The sequence below is a fragment of the Effusibacillus pohliae DSM 22757 genome (assembly GCF_000376225.1).
In the GTDB taxonomy this organism is placed as follows: Bacteria; Bacillota; Bacilli; order Tumebacillales; family Effusibacillaceae; genus Effusibacillus; species Effusibacillus pohliae.
The window spans coordinates 121,337-140,189 of record NZ_AQXL01000134.1; the positions used below are offsets into that span (position 1 = coordinate 121,337).

Annotated in this window: 18 protein-coding genes and 1 pseudogene; 7 read left to right on the plus strand and 12 right to left on the minus strand. The window is 53.5% G+C overall.

The window, feature by feature from the left end; genetic code table 11:
* Positions 1-274: 274 nt before the first annotated feature.
* The 3 genes from C230_RS0117380 to C230_RS0117390 all read left to right on the plus strand — a co-directional run bounded on the left by C230_RS0117380 (position 275) and on the right by C230_RS0117390 (position 6,766).
* On the plus strand, positions 275-1,615 hold the full coding sequence (locus C230_RS0117380; RefSeq protein WP_018133326.1) for an Nramp family divalent metal transporter: 1,341 nt from the start codon (positions 275-277) through the stop codon (positions 1,613-1,615).
* Between the two features lie 265 nt (positions 1,616-1,880).
* Positions 1,881-3,155: a metallophosphoesterase family protein gene (locus C230_RS0117385; RefSeq protein WP_018133327.1), complete on the plus strand. Its 1,275-nt coding sequence runs from the start codon at positions 1,881-1,883 to the stop codon at positions 3,153-3,155.
* Entirely contained in the window at positions 3,152-6,766 is a 3,615-nt protein-coding gene (locus C230_RS0117390) for an AAA family ATPase (protein ID WP_018133328.1), read from the plus strand. The genes C230_RS0117385 and C230_RS0117390 overlap by 4 nt, the downstream gene beginning before the upstream one ends.
* Positions 6,767-6,928: 162 nt before the next feature.
* Here the strand turns inward: C230_RS0117390 and C230_RS0117395 are convergent, their stop codons facing one another.
* Positions 6,929-7,219: a hypothetical protein gene (locus C230_RS0117395; protein ID WP_018133329.1), complete on the minus strand. Its 291-nt coding sequence runs from the start codon at positions 7,217-7,219 to the stop codon at positions 6,929-6,931.
* Between the two features lie 183 nt (positions 7,220-7,402).
* Here C230_RS0117395 and C230_RS0117400 point away from each other — a divergent pair, with 183 nt between their 5' ends.
* The gene (locus C230_RS0117400) at positions 7,403-7,657 is read left to right on the plus strand and encodes a hypothetical protein (RefSeq protein ID WP_018133330.1); all 255 of its coding nucleotides are present in this window, start codon (positions 7,403-7,405) and stop codon (positions 7,655-7,657) included.
* A gap of 221 nt (positions 7,658-7,878) precedes the next feature.
* Here the strand turns inward: C230_RS0117400 and C230_RS20900 are convergent, their stop codons facing one another.
* The 7 genes from C230_RS20900 to C230_RS0117440 all read right to left on the minus strand — a co-directional run bounded on the left by C230_RS20900 (position 7,879) and on the right by C230_RS0117440 (position 12,962).
* Positions 7,879-8,574, minus strand: coding sequence for a hypothetical protein (locus C230_RS20900; protein ID WP_018133332.1), 696 nt, complete (start codon positions 8,572-8,574; stop codon positions 7,879-7,881).
* Positions 8,575-8,889: 315 nt separating this feature from the next.
* Complete coding sequence (locus C230_RS0117415; protein WP_018133333.1) at positions 8,890-9,786, minus strand: YitT family protein; 897 nt, start codon at positions 9,784-9,786, stop codon at positions 8,890-8,892.
* Positions 9,787-9,997: 211 nt separating this feature from the next.
* Positions 9,998-10,426, minus strand: coding sequence for an arsenate reductase (thioredoxin) (arsC, locus tag C230_RS0117420; RefSeq protein WP_018133334.1), 429 nt, complete (start codon positions 10,424-10,426; stop codon positions 9,998-10,000).
* Positions 10,427-10,444: 18 nt separating this feature from the next.
* Positions 10,445-10,912 carry an ArsI/CadI family heavy metal resistance metalloenzyme gene (locus C230_RS0117425; RefSeq protein ID WP_018133335.1) on the minus strand — a complete coding sequence of 156 codons (468 nt, stop codon included), beginning with the start codon at positions 10,910-10,912 and terminating at the stop codon, positions 10,445-10,447.
* A gap of 65 nt (positions 10,913-10,977) precedes the next feature.
* Positions 10,978-12,048 carry an ACR3 family arsenite efflux transporter gene (gene arsB / locus C230_RS0117430; protein ID WP_018133336.1) on the minus strand — a complete coding sequence of 357 codons (1,071 nt, stop codon included), beginning with the start codon at positions 12,046-12,048 and terminating at the stop codon, positions 10,978-10,980.
* Positions 12,049-12,085: 37 nt separating this feature from the next.
* A complete protein-coding gene (locus C230_RS0117435) occupies positions 12,086-12,409 on the minus strand; it encodes an ArsR/SmtB family transcription factor (protein WP_018133337.1) in 324 nt (107 codons plus the stop codon).
* 280 nt (positions 12,410-12,689) lie between these two features.
* Complete coding sequence (locus tag C230_RS0117440; RefSeq protein ID WP_018133338.1) at positions 12,690-12,962, minus strand: HU family DNA-binding protein; 273 nt, start codon at positions 12,960-12,962, stop codon at positions 12,690-12,692.
* 210 nt (positions 12,963-13,172) lie between these two features.
* Here C230_RS0117440 and C230_RS0117445 point away from each other — a divergent pair, with 210 nt between their 5' ends.
* Complete coding sequence (locus tag C230_RS0117445) at positions 13,173-14,876, plus strand: long-chain-fatty-acid--CoA ligase (protein WP_018133339.1); 1,704 nt, start codon at positions 13,173-13,175, stop codon at positions 14,874-14,876.
* Between the two features lie 199 nt (positions 14,877-15,075).
* Here the strand turns inward: C230_RS0117445 and C230_RS0117450 are convergent, their stop codons facing one another.
* Together C230_RS0117450 and C230_RS0117455 are read right to left on the minus strand one after the other, a co-directional pair.
* Positions 15,076-15,330: an EcsC family protein gene (locus tag C230_RS0117450; RefSeq protein ID WP_018133340.1), complete on the minus strand. Its 255-nt coding sequence runs from the start codon at positions 15,328-15,330 to the stop codon at positions 15,076-15,078.
* A 15-nt stretch (positions 15,331-15,345) separates the two neighbouring features.
* Positions 15,346-15,861 carry a MogA/MoaB family molybdenum cofactor biosynthesis protein gene (locus C230_RS0117455; RefSeq protein WP_018133341.1) on the minus strand — a complete coding sequence of 172 codons (516 nt, stop codon included), beginning with the start codon at positions 15,859-15,861 and terminating at the stop codon, positions 15,346-15,348.
* A gap of 112 nt (positions 15,862-15,973) precedes the next feature.
* Between C230_RS0117455 and C230_RS0117460 the strand changes: the two genes are divergently transcribed.
* A complete protein-coding gene (locus C230_RS0117460) occupies positions 15,974-16,234 on the plus strand; it encodes a hypothetical protein (protein ID WP_018133342.1) in 261 nt (86 codons plus the stop codon).
* 61 nt (positions 16,235-16,295) lie between these two features.
* Here C230_RS0117460 and C230_RS20905 read toward each other — a convergent pair whose 3' ends face one another.
* Entirely contained in the window at positions 16,296-16,589 is a 294-nt protein-coding gene (locus C230_RS20905) for a LysM peptidoglycan-binding domain-containing protein (RefSeq protein WP_018133343.1), read from the minus strand.
* Between the two features lie 185 nt (positions 16,590-16,774).
* Between C230_RS20905 and lexA the strand changes: the two genes are divergently transcribed.
* Positions 16,775-17,392 carry a transcriptional repressor LexA gene (lexA, locus tag C230_RS0117470; RefSeq protein WP_018133344.1) on the plus strand — a complete coding sequence of 206 codons (618 nt, stop codon included), beginning with the start codon at positions 16,775-16,777 and terminating at the stop codon, positions 17,390-17,392.
* Between the two features lie 63 nt (positions 17,393-17,455).
* Here lexA and glnA read toward each other — a convergent pair.
* A pseudogene (gene glnA, locus C230_RS20910) lies at positions 17,456-18,793 on the minus strand (type I glutamate--ammonia ligase).
* Positions 18,794-18,853: the final 60 nt, after the last annotated feature.

An 18,853-nucleotide genomic window follows, 5' to 3' on the forward strand; every position in this document is an offset into this window, starting at 1 on the left:
GGCGATCAAGCTTGTGACACAACGATTTTTCTGCCAACCCCTTTCCTATTTTTCAAAAACAGCATATAATGATCTCAGATAGTTTCCTTTAGGAAAAAATTATGCTGCAAGGAAACATATTTGTGGCACAAAATAGGCCCACCAACATATGTATAGAATGTGGTGGAGAGAGACATTTTTTTACCCAGAAAGTTTCCCTAACGAAAAACAATTGGTGCCAACCATTTTTTTGTCCCGAGTCTACAAATGATCCTTCAGAACGAGGTGAAACATCATGAGTGAACAAACGCTGAACATGGAGACAGCCTGGAGACAGCCCGGCTCGCAACCATCTCTGCCGGAAGTGCACCGTTCCCTGAACATCCCGAAGACCGGTTCCTGGATCCGAAAAATCCTGGCCTTCATCGGTCCCGGCTATCTGGTGGCGGTCGGTTACATGGATCCGGGCAACTGGGCGACCGATCTCGCCGGCGGCTCGATGTTCGGGTACAAACTTTTGGCTGTCATCATGCTTTCCAACTTGATGGCCATTTTGCTGCAAGCTTTGTCCGCCAAGTTTGGAATTGTCACCGGACGCGATTTGGCGCAGGCCTGTCGCGACCATTACAGCAAGCCGGTGGCGATATGCTTGTGGGTGCTGGCCGAATTGATGATCGCTGCCTGCGATCTGGCCGAGGTGATCGGTTCCGCCATCGCCCTCAATCTGTTGTTCGGAATTCCGCTGTTGTATGGAGTGCTGATCACCGCTTTCGATGTGCTTTTGATCCTGCTGTTGCAAAATAAAGGATTTCGCTATATCGAATCGATTGTGATCGCTTTGATCGTGACGATCGGGATCTGTTTCGGCGTCGAACTGTTTCTCTCGAAGCCAAACGTCAAGGAAGTGCTGAGCGGATTCGTGCCTACCCCGGAAATCGTCACAAACCGGGAGATGCTGTACATCGCCATTGGGATTCTCGGCGCCACCGTAATGCCGCATAACCTGTATCTGCACACTTCGATCGTGCAGACGCGGAAATTCGAACAAAACAGCGCAGGAAAACGGGAAGCGATCCGGTTTGCGACAATCGATTCGACTGTCGCCCTGTTGTTTGCTTTGTTTATCAACGCAGCGATCCTGATTTTGTCGGCGTCAACCTTTCACAAGGCAGGCATGACAGATGTGGCGGAGATTGGAGACGCCTACAATCTGCTGTCGCCGATGTTGGGGACGACCGCTGCCAGCATCCTGTTTGCAGTCGCGCTGCTTGCCTCCGGCCAGAATTCGACTCTCACAGGCACTCTGGCCGGGCAGATCATTATGGAAGGGTTCCTGAACATTCGCCTGAAACCGTGGCTGCGGCGGCTGATCACGCGCCTGATTGCGATCATTCCGGCCGTCATCGTTACTGCAGTTGCCGGTGAGAAAGGAACGGCCAATCTGCTGATCCTGAGTCAAGTGATCCTTTCCCTGCAGCTGTCGTTTGCCGTGATTCCGCTCGTTCAGTTCACCGGCGACAAACGGAAAATGGGCGAGTTTGCAAATCCGCTATGGCTGTCCATCCTTGCCTGGACGGTTGCGATCGTAATTGTAGCGCTCAACGTGTACTTGTTGTTCAATACGATCTTTGGGTAAGCGATAGAAAGAGGATCCACATGCTGTTTCTCTCTCAAGGAGGAACAGCATGTGCCGTTTTTAGCCAAGACCCCCCTTTGGTAACCGATTTTCGACTGGCGCGGGAAGGATTTTGCTCCCTTGTTATAGAAGAACAAGCATACCAAGCGACCGATAGCCGGCATGCAGTCATGCCGGTATCTGTTTTGAAAATCTCTGTTCCCTGACAGGATCTGTCACACTTTACGATATAGTTGTGATAAACGGATGAGAGGGGGATTCCGGCATGCGCATTTTACATACGGCCGATTGGCATTTCGGCAAAACGATCGAAGGGCGGGACCGCCTTCCGGAACAAGCGCAGTTTGTGGAAGAGCTTTGCGACATCTGCGAACGGGAAGCGGTCGATCTGGTCCTGATGGCAGGCGATGTTTTTCAGACGCCGAATCCCAGCGCCGCCGCGGAAGAACTGTTTTATTACGCGATCGACCGGTTATCCGCAAACGGAACGCGGGGCCTGGTGATCATCGCGGGCAATCATGACAACCCAGACCGGCTGGTGGCCCCGGCTCCGTTGGCGGCTCGCAACGGGATCGTTTTAATTGGACGCCCGAAGGATGAGATCCATTTTTCCGCAAATCCTTCCGGGAGCCCTGTTGCGAATCGTGTCAAAGTAGTGCAAGCGGGATACTCCTGGCTGGAACTCGCCATCCCCGCTTGCGGGGAGACGGCTGTGATCGCGGCGCTGCCCTATCCCTCCGAGGCACGCCTGCGGGAACTTCTGTCGCAAAGCACGGATGATCCGGAGATGCGAAAAGCGTACAATGGGCAGATCGCTCACATCTTTCAGCAGCTTGCCGCCCATTACCGACCAGATACGATCAATCTGGCGATGAGCCATTTGTACGTACAGGGAGGGGAAATGTCCGATTCCGAACATCAAATTCAAGTAGGGGGAGCTTATTCGGTCGACCCGCAATGTTTCCCAAGGTCGGCTCAATACGTGGCGCTTGGGCACTTGCACCGGCCGCAGGCCGTGCCCGGCTCGCCGGTTCCGGCCCGCTACTCGGGATCGCCGCTGGCGTACAGCTTCTCGGAATCGAATCACAAAAAATCGGTCGTCCTGCTCGAAGCAAGCCCCAGCCAGGCCGTCCGCATTCAGGAAATCCCCCTGTCTTCAGGCAGACCGCTGGTCAAATGGATCGCGAACGAGGGCTTGCCGCAGGCGCTGCAATGGGCGGAAGAAGGGCGCGCCGCAAACGCATGGATCGACTTGACGATCCATACCGACGCGGTTTTGACCATGGAAGAGATCGCAACGTTGCGCCGGATGCACGATGGAATCGTCACCATTCGGCCTGTTTTGCCTGAGATGGACCAGCAGCTGTCGAAACAGGAGTTGAGCTCCCTGCCGCTCGACCAGTTATTCATCCGTTATTTTGAGCGGCAAAAGGGTGGGGCCAAACCGGATGACGAGTTGGTCAAGCTGTTTCTGGAACTGGCAATGGACGAGGCGGACACAGAGGACGCAGGGAACGAAGGGGAGGATATGGCGGGATGAGACCGATTTGGCTGACGATCCATGGGCTACACAGTTTCCGGGAAAAACAGACGATTCGCTTTGACGAATTGTCGGATGCGGGCGTTTTCGGGATTTTTGGACCGACCGGGAGCGGCAAGTCGACGATTCTCGACGCGATCACCCTGGCGCTTTACGGATCGGTCGGACGGGCGAAAAACGGCACGCAGGGAATCCTCAACCACGCGGAAAAGAGCCTTTCCGTTTCGTTTCAATTCCAGATCGGAAGCGGGGCGGACAGAAGAACCTACCGGGTCGACCGGCGTTATGACAGAAACAGGGACGTGACGGTCAAGAATGTTCTCAGCCGTCTGATCGAAGTGGACGCGAACGGCGAACCGCTTGCCGTGATCGCCGAAAAAGACAGAGAGGTCACCCAGTGCATCCAGGAGTTAATCGGTTTGCAGGAAGGCGATTTTTCGAAAGCGGTTGTTTTGCCCCAGGGAAAATTTGCCGAGTTTCTGCGCCTCGCCGGCCGAGACAGACGCCAGATGCTGCAGCGCCTGTTTGGCCTGGAGCGATATGGAAGCCAGCTGACGGACAAGTTACATCAACTGTTTCAAACTGTGGACCAGCGGCACAAAAATGTAATCGAAATACAAAAGGTGCTCGGCGACTGCTCGCAGGAAGCATTGAAGCAAGCGGAGTCTGCGCTGCAAGCGGCCGTCAGGAACGAAACGGCGGCTGACCGCGAGTTGGCGGAAGCAAGACAGCGATACGAGGAAACGAAGCAGTTGGTCGACTGGCAAACGCAATTGCACGCAACCAATCAACAAATCGCCGAGCATCAGGCGATGGAACCACAGATCGGTCGATTGGCGGAAAAAATCCGGAAATCCGAACAGGCGGAAAAGGTGCTGCCATACTTGGTCCGGTTGGAATCGACCCGCGAACAGGAGCAAGCCCGTCGGGCAGAGGTGGAGCAGCTGCGCGATCTGGTACAGACACTCCGGTCCGAAACCCGGGCGGCGCTGGAACGTTTCGAAACTGCGAAACGGGAACGACAGGATCGGGAACCGGCCCTGATCAGGCAGCAATCGCAACTGGAAACGGCTGTCGAGTTGGAGAGGGAGATCCGAATTTTGACCGGCAAAGTTGACGATCTGCAAAGCCGGCTGGACCAAATGCAGGCGGAACATGAACTGGCCAAGGCTTCGATGGAGGATCTGACACGCCAACAGGAATCGATCCGGGCAGCCGTTCAGACGGAAAAAGAGATTCTCGAACAAAACCGGGTCACACCCGCATACAGGGCCCTGGTGCAGGAGACTCTCAGGAAATACGAAGCCTATCGGTCCGCCCTCAATGAAGCGGAGGCAGCCGAACGGGAATTGATGAAACGTGTCAAGGAGCTGGAAACCTGCGAAACAGAACTGGCGGACATGCGGATTCGACTCGAACAAGTAACGGCCGAACTGGAAGAACAGCAGCGGCGGATCAATGAATTGGCCAATGACTGCCCCGCCGACGAGGAGATCCTATCCCAGCTTGAGTTGCGTGTGACAGAAGCGAAAGCGAAGGTCGATCAGTACATCCGGGCAGAGTCAGGACACCGAAAAGACGCCGCAAAAATCTCGGATCTCGAGCAACAACTGGAGAACCTCCACTCTTCGTTGCAACAGCTCGCTTACCAATCGGGAACTATGCGGGAGCAACTGGCCGCTTCTCGCCAGCAATACCAGGAAACGCTCCTGCAAAACCAAAAAGCGCTGGCCATCAAACTGGCGGAAGACCTGTGCGACGGAGAGGCGTGTCCCGTTTGCGGTTCGCTTGAACATCCCAATCCGGTTCGGGCAACCGATCTGCACGAAGCTTCCTCCGAGGAACTGGAACATTTGCAAGCATCGATTGCAGAATTGGAAGCCTCGATCGAACAGCTGCAAGCACAGGAGACTTCCATTCGTGCCGAAATGGCGGCTAAAAACGCCCAAATCGCCGATCTGAAGGAACAGGTAACCGCTCACGCGGCGGAAATGGCTGCCAGCCTGACGGAACTCGGAGATTTTCTGCCGATCGAGGAGGGGCAGCCGGCAAGCGGCCTGTTGTTACAGACGCTGGCCCTGCAGCGAGAGCAACTTGACTGGCAGAGGGAAGCATTCCGCACCTGGAAACAACGGTTGCAAGCGGCAGAGGACAAAGCCCGCCGGCTGAAGGACGATTTTTCATCCGTCGGTTCCGCAGCTGCCGTCAGTCAACAAAAAGTCAATTCCGCCCGCACGGAAGCGGAAACGGCCCGGCTGCAATCGGACCGGAAAAATCAGCTGGCCAAACAGGCGGAAGTCGATCTGCAGGCCGCATTGGACGCCATCGGCGCGACAAACATCGAACAGGCAGCATCCGAGTTGCAAAACAAAGACCGGCAGGTGAGCGAAGCGCAGCAAAAACTGGACACCCTGGAGCAGCAGTGGAACCGGGTCCGTCAGGATCTCGCGGCGGCGGCCGACAGGGAAAGCGCGCTACGTGCCCAACTGACGGGGCTTGCCGCATCCCTGAATGAAGCGCAAACCAATTCGCGGGAAAAACAGGAAAAACTGCATCAGATCACCAATGGCGTTCCGGCAGCAGAATTGCAGCGGCAAGTCAACGAATACCTGGAGCGCCTGGCGCAAAACGAAGAAGCTGCAAAGCGAACTTACGAGGTGAAAAACGGTCAGTGGCAGGAGAAGCAAAACCAATTGACACAAGCGGAAACCCGCTATCAAGAAATTGCCGATTTGGCGGAAGCCCAACAGCAGGAACTGCAACAAAAGCTGAAAGAGGAAAATTTTGCGACTGCGGGAGAAGTCAAGGATGCGATCCTATCGCTGGAGGAACTGGCCGAATTGGAAAAACAAGTTGAGGAATACGAACACCTTGGCAACTCTCTTCGCCGCGACAAAGAAAAATTGGAACGCAATCTGCAGGGGCGTTCCGTGTCCGATGAGATCTGGCATCAGATCCGGCAATCTATGACTGAGGCGGAACACAACAAGGAGCAGGCGCGTTCCGCCAGAGTGGAGGCGGAACTGCACTACAAAACCATGGCGGAGAAGCACAAACTGTGGACGGAACTGGAAAGCGAGCGGCTCCGGTTGGCCAAGCAACTCGAGTATGCAAGCCAGCTGAAAGACGTCCTGAAAGGAGACAAGTTCGTAGAGTTCCTGGCCCAGGAACAACTTCAGTATGTTGCCCGGCAGGCATCCGATCGGTTGAAGCGGTTGACCCGCAATCGCTATGCGTTGGAAGTGGCAGACGACGGCGGGTTTATCATGCGGGACGACGCCAATGGAGGCGTCAAGCGTCCGGTTTCCACTCTGTCCGGCGGTGAGACATTCCTGACGTCCCTGTCCCTTGCGTTGTCGCTTTCCTCGCAGATTCAGCTGAGAGGGAAGTACCCGTTGGAATTTTTCTTCCTGGATGAGGGATTCGGCACCCTGGACCCGGAACTGCTGGATCTTGTTATGTCCACGTTGGAGCAATTGCATCTGGAAAACATGACAATCGGCGTCATCAGTCATGTGCCGGAGCTCCAACAAAGACTGCACCGCCGCCTGATCGTGGAACCGGCCGAACCGGCCGGCCGCGGCAGCCGGGTAAGGATTGAGCGAATGTAACCTGAAAAGACGGGAGACGCATCTTCACGCAATTGGGTGGTGCGGGATGCGAAGGCGATTCAAGCGGGGAAGAAGCAAATTGGATATTTGGAAATCGGGGACATGCAAGAAGGAGGCCGAAGCCTCCTTTTTCCCCTTTGCAAGGTAGGTGTATTCGGGTACTCACCACCAGAAGAATGGTCGAAATGCAAAGATGGAAAAAAACGGGATAAAGAATGGGAACCCAAATCCAAAGAAAAACTGAACGGTTTCTGCGTCCAGGGAGTCGGGCCGGTCAGCGGTGGTCAGCTTCTGTTTTCCTCTTTCCGATTTTCCGCCTGCAAGGGTCCTTCCCGGCAGCGGCTGCAGCCAGATCCCATCCGGTGTCACCCGCTGGAGGATGCCGGTATATTTGCCGTGATGACAATGCACCCAGACCGGTCGCCCCACGAACTGCCTTGCGTAATGATACATCGCAACCCCTCCTTTTTTGTTTACTACATCCTACGAAAATCCGGTTGTACGGGCGTTCCGCTGTTGCTGAATTCTCGCGGGACCTGCGAAAAATGGACATTGTAAAATGGCATGTGTACCCAGAGGGCAGTCGCGTCACGACAGCAAAGCTGCCGGATCGCGCGCTATGTACCCAGAGGGGATTTGATCTACCAGACGGTGCAGGACGCCATCCCCGCAGCTGTGCCCGATGACGACCTGCGAGTGGTTTCGCAGGCGATGGTGGGGGCGATCAACGAGGTCGTGGTGCAAAATCTGTTTGCGAATGGCGAGCTTGTGGAAACGGATAAAAGCGTCGACCTTGATCGGCTGGCTCGTTTGCTCAACCGGATTGTGGTTGCTTCCTATGTCCATTTGGCACGTGTCCATTTGGCACGGGAGTCGGCAGATGGGAAGTGACCTTTTTTCAGCAATTGGTACCAGTACGTATCAGTACTAAGAAAGGGTACAGGAGCAGATCCAAGCCGGCCCGCCGCTTGCGATCAAGGGGATCCTGGATGCCACGATCCGCGGGACGGATCAAAGCTTGTCGGAAGGGTTGGCGATCGAACGGGAGCATATGCTGGCAATGGATGAGGAATTGGAAAAGCCCTGGTTTGCAGGGCTTTTCTGGTGAACGCTCATTGATTTTGCTGATTTTGTGCAGGTGTTTGTTCGCTTGTCCCTTTCAATTCCCAATCCGATTTTTCAACAAACTTGGTGATCCGGTCTTTCGCTTTTTGCAGCAGGGCATCAATCACTTGCTGCTCGGTCATCCCCTTTTCCTCGGCGACCTGCTTGATCGATTTGCCAGACTTGAGCTGCTCCATTAAATCCTTCGGTTCCATGCCCAAAACGGCAGCGGCATCTTTCAAAGGAGCGCCTCCTTTGTGATGGCCTTCTTTGCCGCCAAACGGGCCTTTGTGTTCGACGATTTGCTTTATCCGGTCGGGCAGTTTCGATTTCATCTGATCGGCCCGCTCCTGGGTCAGCTTGCCCGCTTTGACAGCTTCGTCGATTTTGGCCGTCGCTTGCTTCACCAGCAAATCGATCACCAGCTGTTCGGACACGCCGGCGGCAGCCGCTATGTCTGCGACCGACTTGCCGGATTTCAACTCTTTCTGCAGCGTGGCCGCATCTGTTTTCAGCAACTGCAGAAGCTCCTGGTTGTTTTTGATGTCCGCTTTCCAGACCGCTTTTTCATGGTGACCATCCTGTTGCTGTGCCTGCTGCTGGTTGTCGGTGGCAGTCGAATTGGCCGCGAATGCACCTCCGGCTGACAGAACCACCGCTGTTGCCAGTCCGACAGACAGCCAGATTTTTGACTTTTTGTCCATTGCAATCACCTTTCCTTTCCGATTGGGGTAGGTTCGTACATTCCCATTATGACCTTGAAACGTGATATTTTTTTGGAAAAAATGTGGGATTTTTGTGGAAATTGTTGTCCGAAAAAAGTTTTTACAGAGAACAAAGAGGATCCGGAGTTCCGCATCACCTATAAGTTAACATAATATATATTATCGGACTCAATATATAAAAAAGGCGAGTGGGCAATCCCTCAAGTTCTAGCTGAGTCCCAATCGTTCACAGACAATATAGCCAAACTTCTCGATATGGAGTCTTCTCTTAGGTTTTGTCGATCGCCCCAGGGGTTAATGAATATCCCGCTTCTTGAAGCGGCCGCCTCTCACTTCGGCAATCGTGCCGACCGCCAGAAATGCGGAGGGGTCGACCTCTTCCACGATCGATTTTAGTTTCGCTTCTTCCAGCCGCGTGATCACGCAAAATACGACTTTTTTGTCGTCTCCGGTATACGCACCTTCACCGTTCAGATACGTGACGCCGCGCCCCAGGCGGGCCAGGATCGTGTCGCCGATCTCTTTGTAATTTTCGCTGATGATCCAGACCGATTTTGATTCTTCGAACCCTTCGATCGTCAGGTCGATCATTTTGAACGCGATGTAATAGGCGATCAATGAGTACATGGCCCGGTCCCAACCGAACACAAAGCCGGCGCTGCCAAGGATGAAGAGGTTGAGAAACATCACCGTTTCGCCAACGGAGAACGGCGTCTTTTTGTTGACCAAAATCGCCACAATTTCGGTGCCGTCCAGCGATCCCCCATAGCGGATCACCATGCCGACACCGATCCCCAGGATGATGCCGCCAAACACCGCAGCCAGCAACGGGTCCTCCGTCAAGCTCGGAACGGGGTGCAACAGCGTCGTGCCGACCGACATCACCGCGACCCCGAACAACGTGGAAAAGGCGAACGTTTTTCCGATCTGTTTGTATCCGAGCAACAAAAAAGGAAGGTTCAGGAAAAACAAAAACAGCCCGAGCGTCCACCCCGTCAGATGAGAGAGGATAATCGAAATCCCGACGATGCCGCCGTCGATAATCCGATTCGGCACCAAAAAAATTTCCAGTCCGACCGCCACAAACACAGCACCCAGGAAGATGAAAAGAACCCGTTTGGCAGTTCTTTGAAAAGCTTTTCTTTTGTTGCGAATCAACGGTTTCGTTTGTTCCTGCACATCTACCAACATGTCTCCTCTCCTTCCTCAACATCCAAAATATGATCCGCCCCCCAGGCGTCCGTTGCAACGTGAACGCCATCTTGCCACACTTTTTTATTGAACCATATATGGCCCAATTCTTCAAAACAAAAAGACCGTCCATTCTGCTCCGGTACGGAATCCGGGCGAATGGACGGGGGCTGGCAAATCGGATGCCGTTCGCGCCTGACGGCCCCTATCGCTATTTTACGCCAATCTCACCCAAAAAGACTTTGATTCGGTCCCGAATCACATCTCTCACTTCACGGAACTTGTTCAGGATCTGCTCCTCCGTTCCAGTTGCTTTCGCCGGGTCTTCCAACCCCCAGTGGAGCCGTTTCACCTGCGGCGGCGTCACCGGACACCTGTCGTTCGCATCCCCGCACAGCGTGATCACATAATCCGCCCGATGCAAAAGGATGGGGTCGATCAAATCGGATGTCTGCTGTGATATGTCCACGCCCGCTTCTTGCATCACGGCCACCGCCCGCGGATTCAATCCGTGCGTTTCGATGCCCGCGCTGTACACTTCCACTTTGTCCCTTCCGAAATGTTTCGCCCAGCCTTCCGCCATCTGGCTGCGGCATGAGTTGCCTGTGCAGAGAAAATAAATGACCGGTTTTTTGTCCATCGGGCCGCTTCCCCCATTTCACTTCCGCTCATCCAGCTCAATCAGTTCGGCAGCGGGAGACGATGTGCAGCATACGCCTTGCACCACAGGCTCGCCCGCCGACTCGAACTCGGAATCGGCTTTTGTGTAAAAAATTTCCCAGGCGTTTCCCTCCGGATCCCGCACCCAAATCTTGTCCTGGACGGCATAGCAGCAAGTGGTGCCCATTTCGTCGATCGGCACCAGACCCGCTTTTTGCAACCGTTCCTTGACGGCCAAAACGGCATCGGTGTTCTCCACCTGGAAACCCAGATGGTTCAAAACGCCCTTGGGCTCGTGCGGCCGCACATTCATCGAAAAATGGAGCGGCGGATTGTCCAGTTCGAACTTCGCGTAATTGTCCTTCACCTTCGTCGGCTCCGCTCCGAAAAACGCGCGGTAAAATTTCAGATTCTCCTCAAGGTTGTTGACGTTGATGGCGACGTGCATGCGCAGAAAGTTCGGCATTGCCCATGACCCCTTTCAAAATTTTTATGGCAAAACCCCAAAAGACGTCCGCGAGAGAACATTTTTCAGGAATTCGCAAACGAGGATCGGAAATATCGCCGTTGCAGCCACAATGCGACATGAACCAGGCCGATCATGACCGGCACTTCCACCAGCGGACCGATGACAGCCGCAAAAGCGGCTCCCGAATGGATGCCAAACACCCCGACCGCAACGGCGATCGCCAATTCAAAATTGTTGCTCGCCGCTGTAAATGCGAGAGTTGTTGTCACGGGATAATTCGCGCCCGCCTTTTTCCCCATGAAAAATGACACCCAAAACATCACCACAAAGTAGATGAGAAGCGGTATCGCGATGCGCAGCGCATCCAACGGCAAACGAACGATCATGTCCCCTTTCAGCGAAAACATCACCACGATGGTAAAAAGCAGGGAGATCAACGTCAGCGGGCTGATCTTCGGAATAAAGACAGTCTCGTACCAAATGCGCCCCTTGCGCTTCACGAGCGAATAGCGGGTGATGAAACCTGCCAGAAACGGAATTCCCAAGTATAAAAAGACACTCTTTGCCACTTCGGAGAGGGCGATGTCGACAATCATTCCCTGCAAGCCCAGCCATTCCGGCAAGATCGTCACAAAGACCGAAGTGTACACCGAATAGAACAAAACCTGGAAAACCGAATTGAAAGCCACCAGGCCCGCCGCGTATTCGGCGTCTCCCTTCGACAGATCGTTCCAGACGATCACCATCGCGATGCAACGCGCTAGCCCGATCATGATCAACCCCGCCATGTATTCCGGTTCCCCTTGCAAGAACAAAACCGCCAACACAAACATGAAAACAGGGCCGATCACCCAGTTCTGAAGGAGGGAGAGACCGAGGATTTTGGGGTTTTTGAAGACTCGCCCCATTTCTTCATACCGGACTTTTGCCAGCGGCGGATACATCATCAGGATCAAGCCGATCGCGATGGGAATGGAGGTCGTCCCCACCTGAAATTGATTGAGCAGGGTGACGAGATGCGGGAACCAACCCCCCAATCCGATTCCGGTGACCATCGCGGCAAAAATCCATAGGGTCAGATAACGGTCCAAAAAAGATAATTTCTTCGCGACTCTTACATGCGTTTGTGTCATCCTTTGCCATCACTCCTTGTGCCATCTGTTTCGGTTTTCAGTCGCAAGTGACCAGAAGGCCCTGCTCTTCCAATTCCTTGAATTTCGCCGACATGTCGGGCAGATTGTGCAACACATCGCCCAGTTGGCGCAGCGCTTCCCGGTTCAATGAGTAGAACACCCACTGTCCTCTCCTTGTTTCCTTGACTAGCCCGGATGTTTTCAAGCGGCTTAGATGTTTGGAGACAGCCGGTTGTGAGATCCCGAACAGCGGAACGAGTTCGCACACGCAACATTCCCGGACGTTGAGCAATGCGATGATCTGTAACCGGGTGGGATCTCCGAGCGCTTTGAAAGCATCGGCCAATTGTTCAAATTCCATCATTGATCACTCCATGATAATATAACTATATGATTATATAATAGTGCAAAATAATTTGGATGGCAACAGCGGAATCATACGAAAGCCGGTGAATGGCTCACACAGGTGGGTGATATTGTTGGCGAATCGTATCTTGGGCCACCATCCGCCATTAACTTTACCGTAAAAATATTATGTATTCTTTATGTCCCGCCATCTATCAATATGTCTCAAAAATAAAAACGCACTTCCACAAGAGAAGTGCGTGGTACTGAATATGTAAAGCTGCGGTGGAAAGAACTTACTTCACCAGTTCTTTCAATCCGGCGCCCGGTTTGAAAGCTGGCACTTTTGCGGCAGGAATTGTGATTTCCTCGCCCGTTTGCGGATTGCGACCGGTGCGAGCGGACCGTTCGCGGGTTTCAAACGTGCCGAATCCGATCAACTGCACTTTTTCTCCTTTTTTCAACGCTTCGCTGATCGAATCAAGAATCGCGTTGACCGCTTTTTCCGCGTCCGCTTTTTTCAGAGAAGCTTTTTCAGCAACTGCTGTAATGAGGTCGGTTTTGTTCAACCCAAACACCCTTTCTAATTTGAGGATACACATATATTCTGCAAATCCGACGAAAATCCTGCCAACACAGGCGAAATTTCCTTATCCGCAAAATTCTCGCATGTCCTGCCGCATCGTTCGGAAGAATCGCGCATCAATTACAATTTGACCGACCGGTCGGATCATGGTAGGATGAAATTAGTTGAGTGAGATTGAAAGAAGGTGTCTGTATTGTTCGATACACCATGGGCGAATCAATACCCGAAAGAAGTTCCTCTGACGTTGGATTATCCGCAACAGCCGCTGTCCGCTTTCTTGCAGCAGGCCGCCAGGGCATACCCAAAGCAAACAGCCGTTTCGTTTATGGGGAAAGCGCTTTCGTATGAACAACTGCTGGAGCATGCATACCGGTTTGCCAATGGATTGCTGTCACTCGGCGTCCAAAAAGGGGATCGCGTCGGTATCATCTTGCCGAACTGCCCGCAAAGCGTGATTGCCTATTACGGCGCCCTGTTCACGGGGGCTGTCGTTGTCCAATTCAATCCGATGTATACGGAACGGGAAATTCACCACCAGGCATCCGATTCCGGCGCCCGGATTCTCGTTTGTCTTGACCTGGTGTTCCCAAAAGTGGCGAGTGCGATACAAGGCACATCGGTTGAGAAGGTAATCGTCACATCGATCAAGGATTATCTCCCGTTCCCAAAGAATTATCTGTATCCTCTGAAAGCTCGCAAAGACAGACAGGCTGTCGAGATCCGCTACGATGAACGGACGCTGTCGTTTCCGCGCTTGCTGAAAAGTGCTGCTGCAAAACCGGTGCAGGCGGAAATCGATCCGAAAAAAGATCTCGCCCTGTTGCAATACACGGGCGGTACGACCGGTGTATCAAAAGGGGTGATGCTTACCCACGAAAATCTCGTAGCCAACACGCAACAGGCGATGCGCTGGATCTGGAAATGCAAGCCGGGGCAAGAAACCGTGCTGTGTGTCCTGCCGTTTTTTCACGTGTACGGTATGACGATCGGCATGAATCTCGCGATTTCGCTGGCGGCCAAGATGATCTTGTTGCCGCGCTTTCAACCGGTGGATGTACTGGAGACGATCGAAAAAGAGAGGCCGACCCTGTTCCCGGGTGCTCCCACCATGTACATCGCGCTGCTGAACCATGCGGATATCGAAAAATACGACCTCTCCTCGATTGAAGCATGCATCAGCGGTTCCGCCCCACTGCCATTGGAAGTGCAGGAACGGTTCGAATCGTTGACCGGCGGCAAGCTGGTGGAAGGATACGGGCTGACCGAAGCGTCCCCCGTCACCCACTGCAATCCGATCTGGGGGAAACGCAAAAACGGTTCGATCGGGCTTCCCTGGCCGGACACCCAGGCGAAGATCGTGGATCCTGACACCCTGCAGGAAGTGGAACCGGGAAAACCGGGCGAACTGCTGGTCAAAGGGCCGCAGGTGATGCAGGGTTACTGGAATCGGCCGGCCGAAACGGCTGAGGTGCTGAAAGATGGATGGCTGCTGACGGGTGACATCGCGATCACCGATGATGAAGGATATTTTTATATTGTGGACCGCAAGAAAAATTTGATCATTGCAGGCGGCTACAACATTTACCCGCGAGAAGTGGAAGAGGTTCTGTTTGAACACCCGGCCGTCCAGGAAGCGGCCGTGATCGGGGTTCCGGATCCATACCGTGGCGAAACGGTGAAGGCGTATATCGTGTTGAAACACGGACAAACCGTTACGGAAGCGGAACTGGATGCATTTTGCCGGCAACGGCTGGCCGCTTACAAGGTTCCCCGCCTCTACGAATTCCGCAAGGAACTGCCGAAAACGATGGTTGGAAAGGTGTTGAAACGCGCGTTGCAGGAAGAAGAACAAAAGCGCAGGGCGGCTTCGCACGAATCGCCAACAAGCGTTTCGTAGCACCCCAGCGGGCGGTCATTCAGACAGATGAGCCAACCGCCGGCATCCTGGGGCCCACCCGCCTCGCGCGGCCAGTGCCACCCTGCCGAATCTACGTTCCTTCTACTGCGAAACGAACTCTGTTGCAAAAGACCTGCGAAACATACGCTGGTTGAAGACTTGCTAAACAGACTGTGTTGCAAAGACCGGTAGAGCGCCGCTACCGGTCTTTTTCCTGCAGCAGACGCATCCGATACGCGTTTTTTGCTGTCCGGCCGAGTTCATCCAGCAGCGAATAGTTGGCCCAGCCGCTGACAGCGGCACCGAAAATCGGGAGAAACGAAAGGATCTTTTTGAATTCGACGCTTTCCTTGTATTCAGCGTAAATCTGGCGCCACTCGACCGTCTCCTGCAAGCTGCTGCAGGTGGCAGTCAACCCAGCATGTCCGTTCCAATGGTGAATTTGTTGAAACACTCTTTTTCTAGTAGTTCATTTTTTATCCTTATAGATTTCGCGCATCACATGCGCCAGTTCCGGAAGGATGATACGGGTCATCGCCAGCTTCACTGCGCCGGTCGAACCGGGCATCGAAAAAACGGCTTTCCCTTTGCAGATACCGGCGATCGCCCGGCTGAGAATGGCGGCCGGCCCGATATCTTCCGCAAAGCTCAAATAGCGAAAAATCTCGCCAAATCCGGGCATCGTCTTGTCCAACAGCGATTCGACCGCCTCGTATGTAGTGTCCCGGTCGGTAATGCCGGTGCCCCCGTTCAGCAGAATCGCTTCCACATCCGGCGAAGCGGCCGCTTGTTGAACCACAGACTGAATTACCTGATACTCGTCTTTCACGATTCGGTAATCGGTCACCTCGTATCCGTGTTCCCGCAGCAACTGTATCATCAGCTGCCCGCTTTTGTCCGTTTCTTCCGTGCGTGTATCGCTGACGGTAATCACCATGCACTTGACCGTTTTCGGCGCTTCCCTGCGATGTTCTTCAACTGACATATGAAATCACCTCTATCTTGCACTCTAACGGAAAAGCGGCGATGTTTCAATCTGCAGTCACTCGTTGTTTTCCCCCAACATACCGTGCCGGCCGGGGTATTCGAAACGAACGATGGCCGTTCTGTTTGATGTATGGTACATTCATGATACAGCGATTGCCAGATTGGCAGCAAAATGGGGGAATCAACATGTCGCTGATTTACCGGTGATCCTGTTTACGCTAGGGATCGGGTTCACCCTGTATCCGATATTGCCCGGAGCGATATTTGTTTTGGCGGGAGTCGCCACGTTGATCGGATTTTTGCTCGGAACCTTCCTGAAACTGATGCTGGTTCTGCTGCAAATCGCGCTGTTCGCATGGCGGGTGTGGTAGCGAAAGAGGCGTTAAACGCGCCTCTTTTTCGCTTCTGTACCAGTTTTATTTTGTGCGTTTATCAGAAAGCAGGAATCTTCAACACAGTGCCAATCTGCAAGTTGGCCCCCTTTAATCCGTTCGTTTTCTGAATCTGGTAAATCGCCTCCTGGATGTTTTTGCCCGGACAATTCTCCTTCGCGATCGACCACAGCGTATCGCCAGGCTGAACGACCACGACCGTTTCCTCGTTGCTTCCGAATGCCTGGCCGCACCATATCAGATTGAATCCCAGCGCCACAAATAGAATCGCCAAGCAGATGGCTGCTGCACCTTTGACGCTTTTCAAAAACAATCGGTTTTGCTTTGTGTTCATAAATCTGATCCCCTCTCCCGAACATTTGTTCCTTATCATCTTTTATCCTACACCGAACGTCTGTTCTTGTCAAGCGGATGACCGAACTTATGTTTGTATTTTTTTCCACCGCATGCTATAATCCATATATAAGAACTCTATGATTCGTTTCTATTTCTAGTACAGTTAGGAGAGAGAATCGATTTATGAAGTTGTCGAAACGTCAACAACAAATCCTTGAGTTCATTAAAGAAGAGGTGCGGAAAAAGGGCTATCCCCCGTCCGTACGGGAGATCGGCGACGCTGTGGGTCTCGCTTCCAGTTCGACAGTTCACGGCCATCTCGCCCGCCTTGAGCAAAAAGGGCTGATCCGACGGGATCCGGTGAAACCCCGCGCGATCGAGATTTTGGATGGAGACGTCGCCGCGGACACGCCGGAGATTTCAACTGTCATGGCGCCGATCGTCGGAAAGGTGACAGCCGGCAGTCCGATCACCGCGATTGAAAACGTGGAGGACTATTTCCCGCTGCCGGCCCACCTCGTTGGGGATGCGGACGTTTTTTTGCTGACGGTGCAAGGAGATTCGATGATTGAAGCGGGGATTCATGACGGAGACCTGGTCATCGTCCGCAAGCAGCAGACAGCGAATAACGGGGACATCGTCGTGGCGATGACAGAAGATGATGAAGCGACGGTCAAACGGTTTTACAGAGAGGCGGATCATATCCGGCTGCAACCGGAAAATTCCGCGATGGAACCGCTCCGTTACAAAAATGTGACAATTCTGGGGAAAGTGATCGGTGTGTTCCGTCACATAACGTGATCTACAAAGAATGAAGGCCATCGGTCCGCCGGTGCGGCGTCCGATGGCCTTCATTCTTCCAAATTAGTAGGTGGCCAGATATTGATCGCGTTCCCACTGATGGACTGCGGTGCGGAACATATCCCATTCGATCAGTTTTGCCTCGACGAAGTGGGTCAGCGCATGCTCGCCCAGCGCGGAGCTGATCACTTCATCAGCCAGCAGTTCGTCGAGCGCTTCCTTCAACGACGCGGGCAGCGAGCGGATGCCCGCCTTCTCCCTTTCCGCTTCGTTCATCACGTAGATGTTGCGGTTGACCGGTTCCGGCAACGGCAGTTCGTTCTTGATGCCATCCAGACCCGCTTTCAGCATCACAGCAAGCGCCAGATACGGGTTGCAGGACGGGTCTGGATTCCGCAGTTCGATCCGGGTGGACAATCCGCGGGAAGCCGGAATCCGAACGAGCGGCGAACGGTTCTTCGCAGACCAAGCTACATAGCACGGAGCTTCATAGCCAGGCACCAACCGCTTGTAAGAGTTGACGGTCGGGTTGGTAACCGCCGCAAACGCGCGAGCGTGCGCCAGAATGCCCGCCAGATAATGCTTTGCAGTTTTCGACAGGCCGAGTTCGTCGCTCTCATCGTAGAACGCGTTCTCCTTGCCTTTGAACAGGGATTGGTGGCAGTGCATGCCGGATCCGTTGATGCCAAAAATCGGCTTCGGCATGAAGGTCGCGTGCAGCCCGTATTTGCGGGCGATCGTCTTGACCACCAACTTGAAGGTCATGATGTTGTCGGCTGCCGTTACCGCATCCGCATATTTGAAGTCGATTTCATGCTGGCCGATCGCTACTTCGTGGTGGGAAGCTTCGATCTCAAAGCCCATCGACTCAAGCGTCAGGACGATTTCGCGGCGGCAGTTTTCGCCGAGATCGAGCGGCGCGAGGTCGAAGTATCCGCCCTTGTCGTTCACTTCCATCGTCGGGTTGCCGTGCTCGTCAAGTTTGAACAGGAAGAATTCCGGCTCCGGACCGACGTTCATCGCGGTGAAGCCCATGTCGTTGGCTTCCTTCAACACTTTTTTCAGAATTCCGCGTGGATCCCCTTCAAACGGCGTGCCGTCCGGCATGTAGATGTCGCAGATCAGGCGGGCGACTTTGCCGTGTTCCGTTTCCCACGGGAAAATCAGCCAGGTGTCAAGATCCGGGTACAGATACATGTCGGATTCTTCAATCCGCACAAATCCTTCGATCGACTATCCGTCAAACATCAGTTTGTTGTCGAGCGCTTTTTCCAACTGCGAAACGGGCACTTCCACGTTCTTAATGATACCGAGCAGGTCGGTAAACTGCAGTCGAATGTAACGAACGTTTTCTTCCTTGGCCATGCGCAAAATGTCTTCTTTGGTGTAATGGCGATTCATCAATCTTCCTCCCCAAATATGTATTGGCGGCATGGAATGCCGCCGAAAAAAACCGGACTA

Excerpts from the sequence above, each read along its gene's own strand:
- C230_RS0117380 (WP_018133326.1), top strand. The coding sequence starts at position 275 with ATGAGTGAACAAACGCTGAACATGGAGACAGCCTGGAGACAGCCCGGC.
- C230_RS0117385 (WP_018133327.1), top strand. The coding sequence starts at position 1,881 with ATGCGCATTTTACATACGGCCGATTGGCATTTCGGCAAAACGATCGAA.
- C230_RS0117390 (WP_018133328.1), top strand. The coding sequence starts at position 3,152 with ATGAGACCGATTTGGCTGACGATCCATGGGCTACACAGTTTCCGGGAA.
- C230_RS0117395 (WP_018133329.1), bottom strand. The coding sequence starts at position 7,219 with ATGTATCATTACGCAAGGCAGTTCGTGGGGCGACCGGTCTGGGTGCAT.
- C230_RS20900 (WP_018133332.1), bottom strand. The coding sequence starts at position 8,574 with ATGGACAAAAAGTCAAAAATCTGGCTGTCTGTCGGACTGGCAACAGCG.
- C230_RS0117415 (WP_018133333.1), bottom strand. The coding sequence starts at position 9,786 with ATGTTGGTAGATGTGCAGGAACAAACGAAACCGTTGATTCGCAACAAA.
- arsC (WP_018133334.1), bottom strand. The coding sequence starts at position 10,426 with ATGGACAAAAAACCGGTCATTTATTTTCTCTGCACAGGCAACTCATGC.
- C230_RS0117425 (WP_018133335.1), bottom strand. The coding sequence starts at position 10,912 with ATGCCGAACTTTCTGCGCATGCACGTCGCCATCAACGTCAACAACCTT.
- arsB (WP_018133336.1), bottom strand. The coding sequence starts at position 12,048 with ATGACACAAACGCATGTAAGAGTCGCGAAGAAATTATCTTTTTTGGAC.
- C230_RS0117435 (WP_018133337.1), bottom strand. The coding sequence starts at position 12,409 with ATGGAATTTGAACAATTGGCCGATGCTTTCAAAGCGCTCGGAGATCCC.
- C230_RS0117455 (WP_018133341.1), bottom strand. The coding sequence starts at position 15,861 with ATGTCAGTTGAAGAACATCGCAGGGAAGCGCCGAAAACGGTCAAGTGC.
- C230_RS0117460 (WP_018133342.1), top strand. The coding sequence starts at position 15,974 with ATGGCCGTTCTGTTTGATGTATGGTACATTCATGATACAGCGATTGCC.
- C230_RS20905 (WP_018133343.1), bottom strand. The coding sequence starts at position 16,589 with ATGAACACAAAGCAAAACCGATTGTTTTTGAAAAGCGTCAAAGGTGCA.
- lexA (WP_018133344.1), top strand. The coding sequence starts at position 16,775 with ATGAAGTTGTCGAAACGTCAACAACAAATCCTTGAGTTCATTAAAGAA.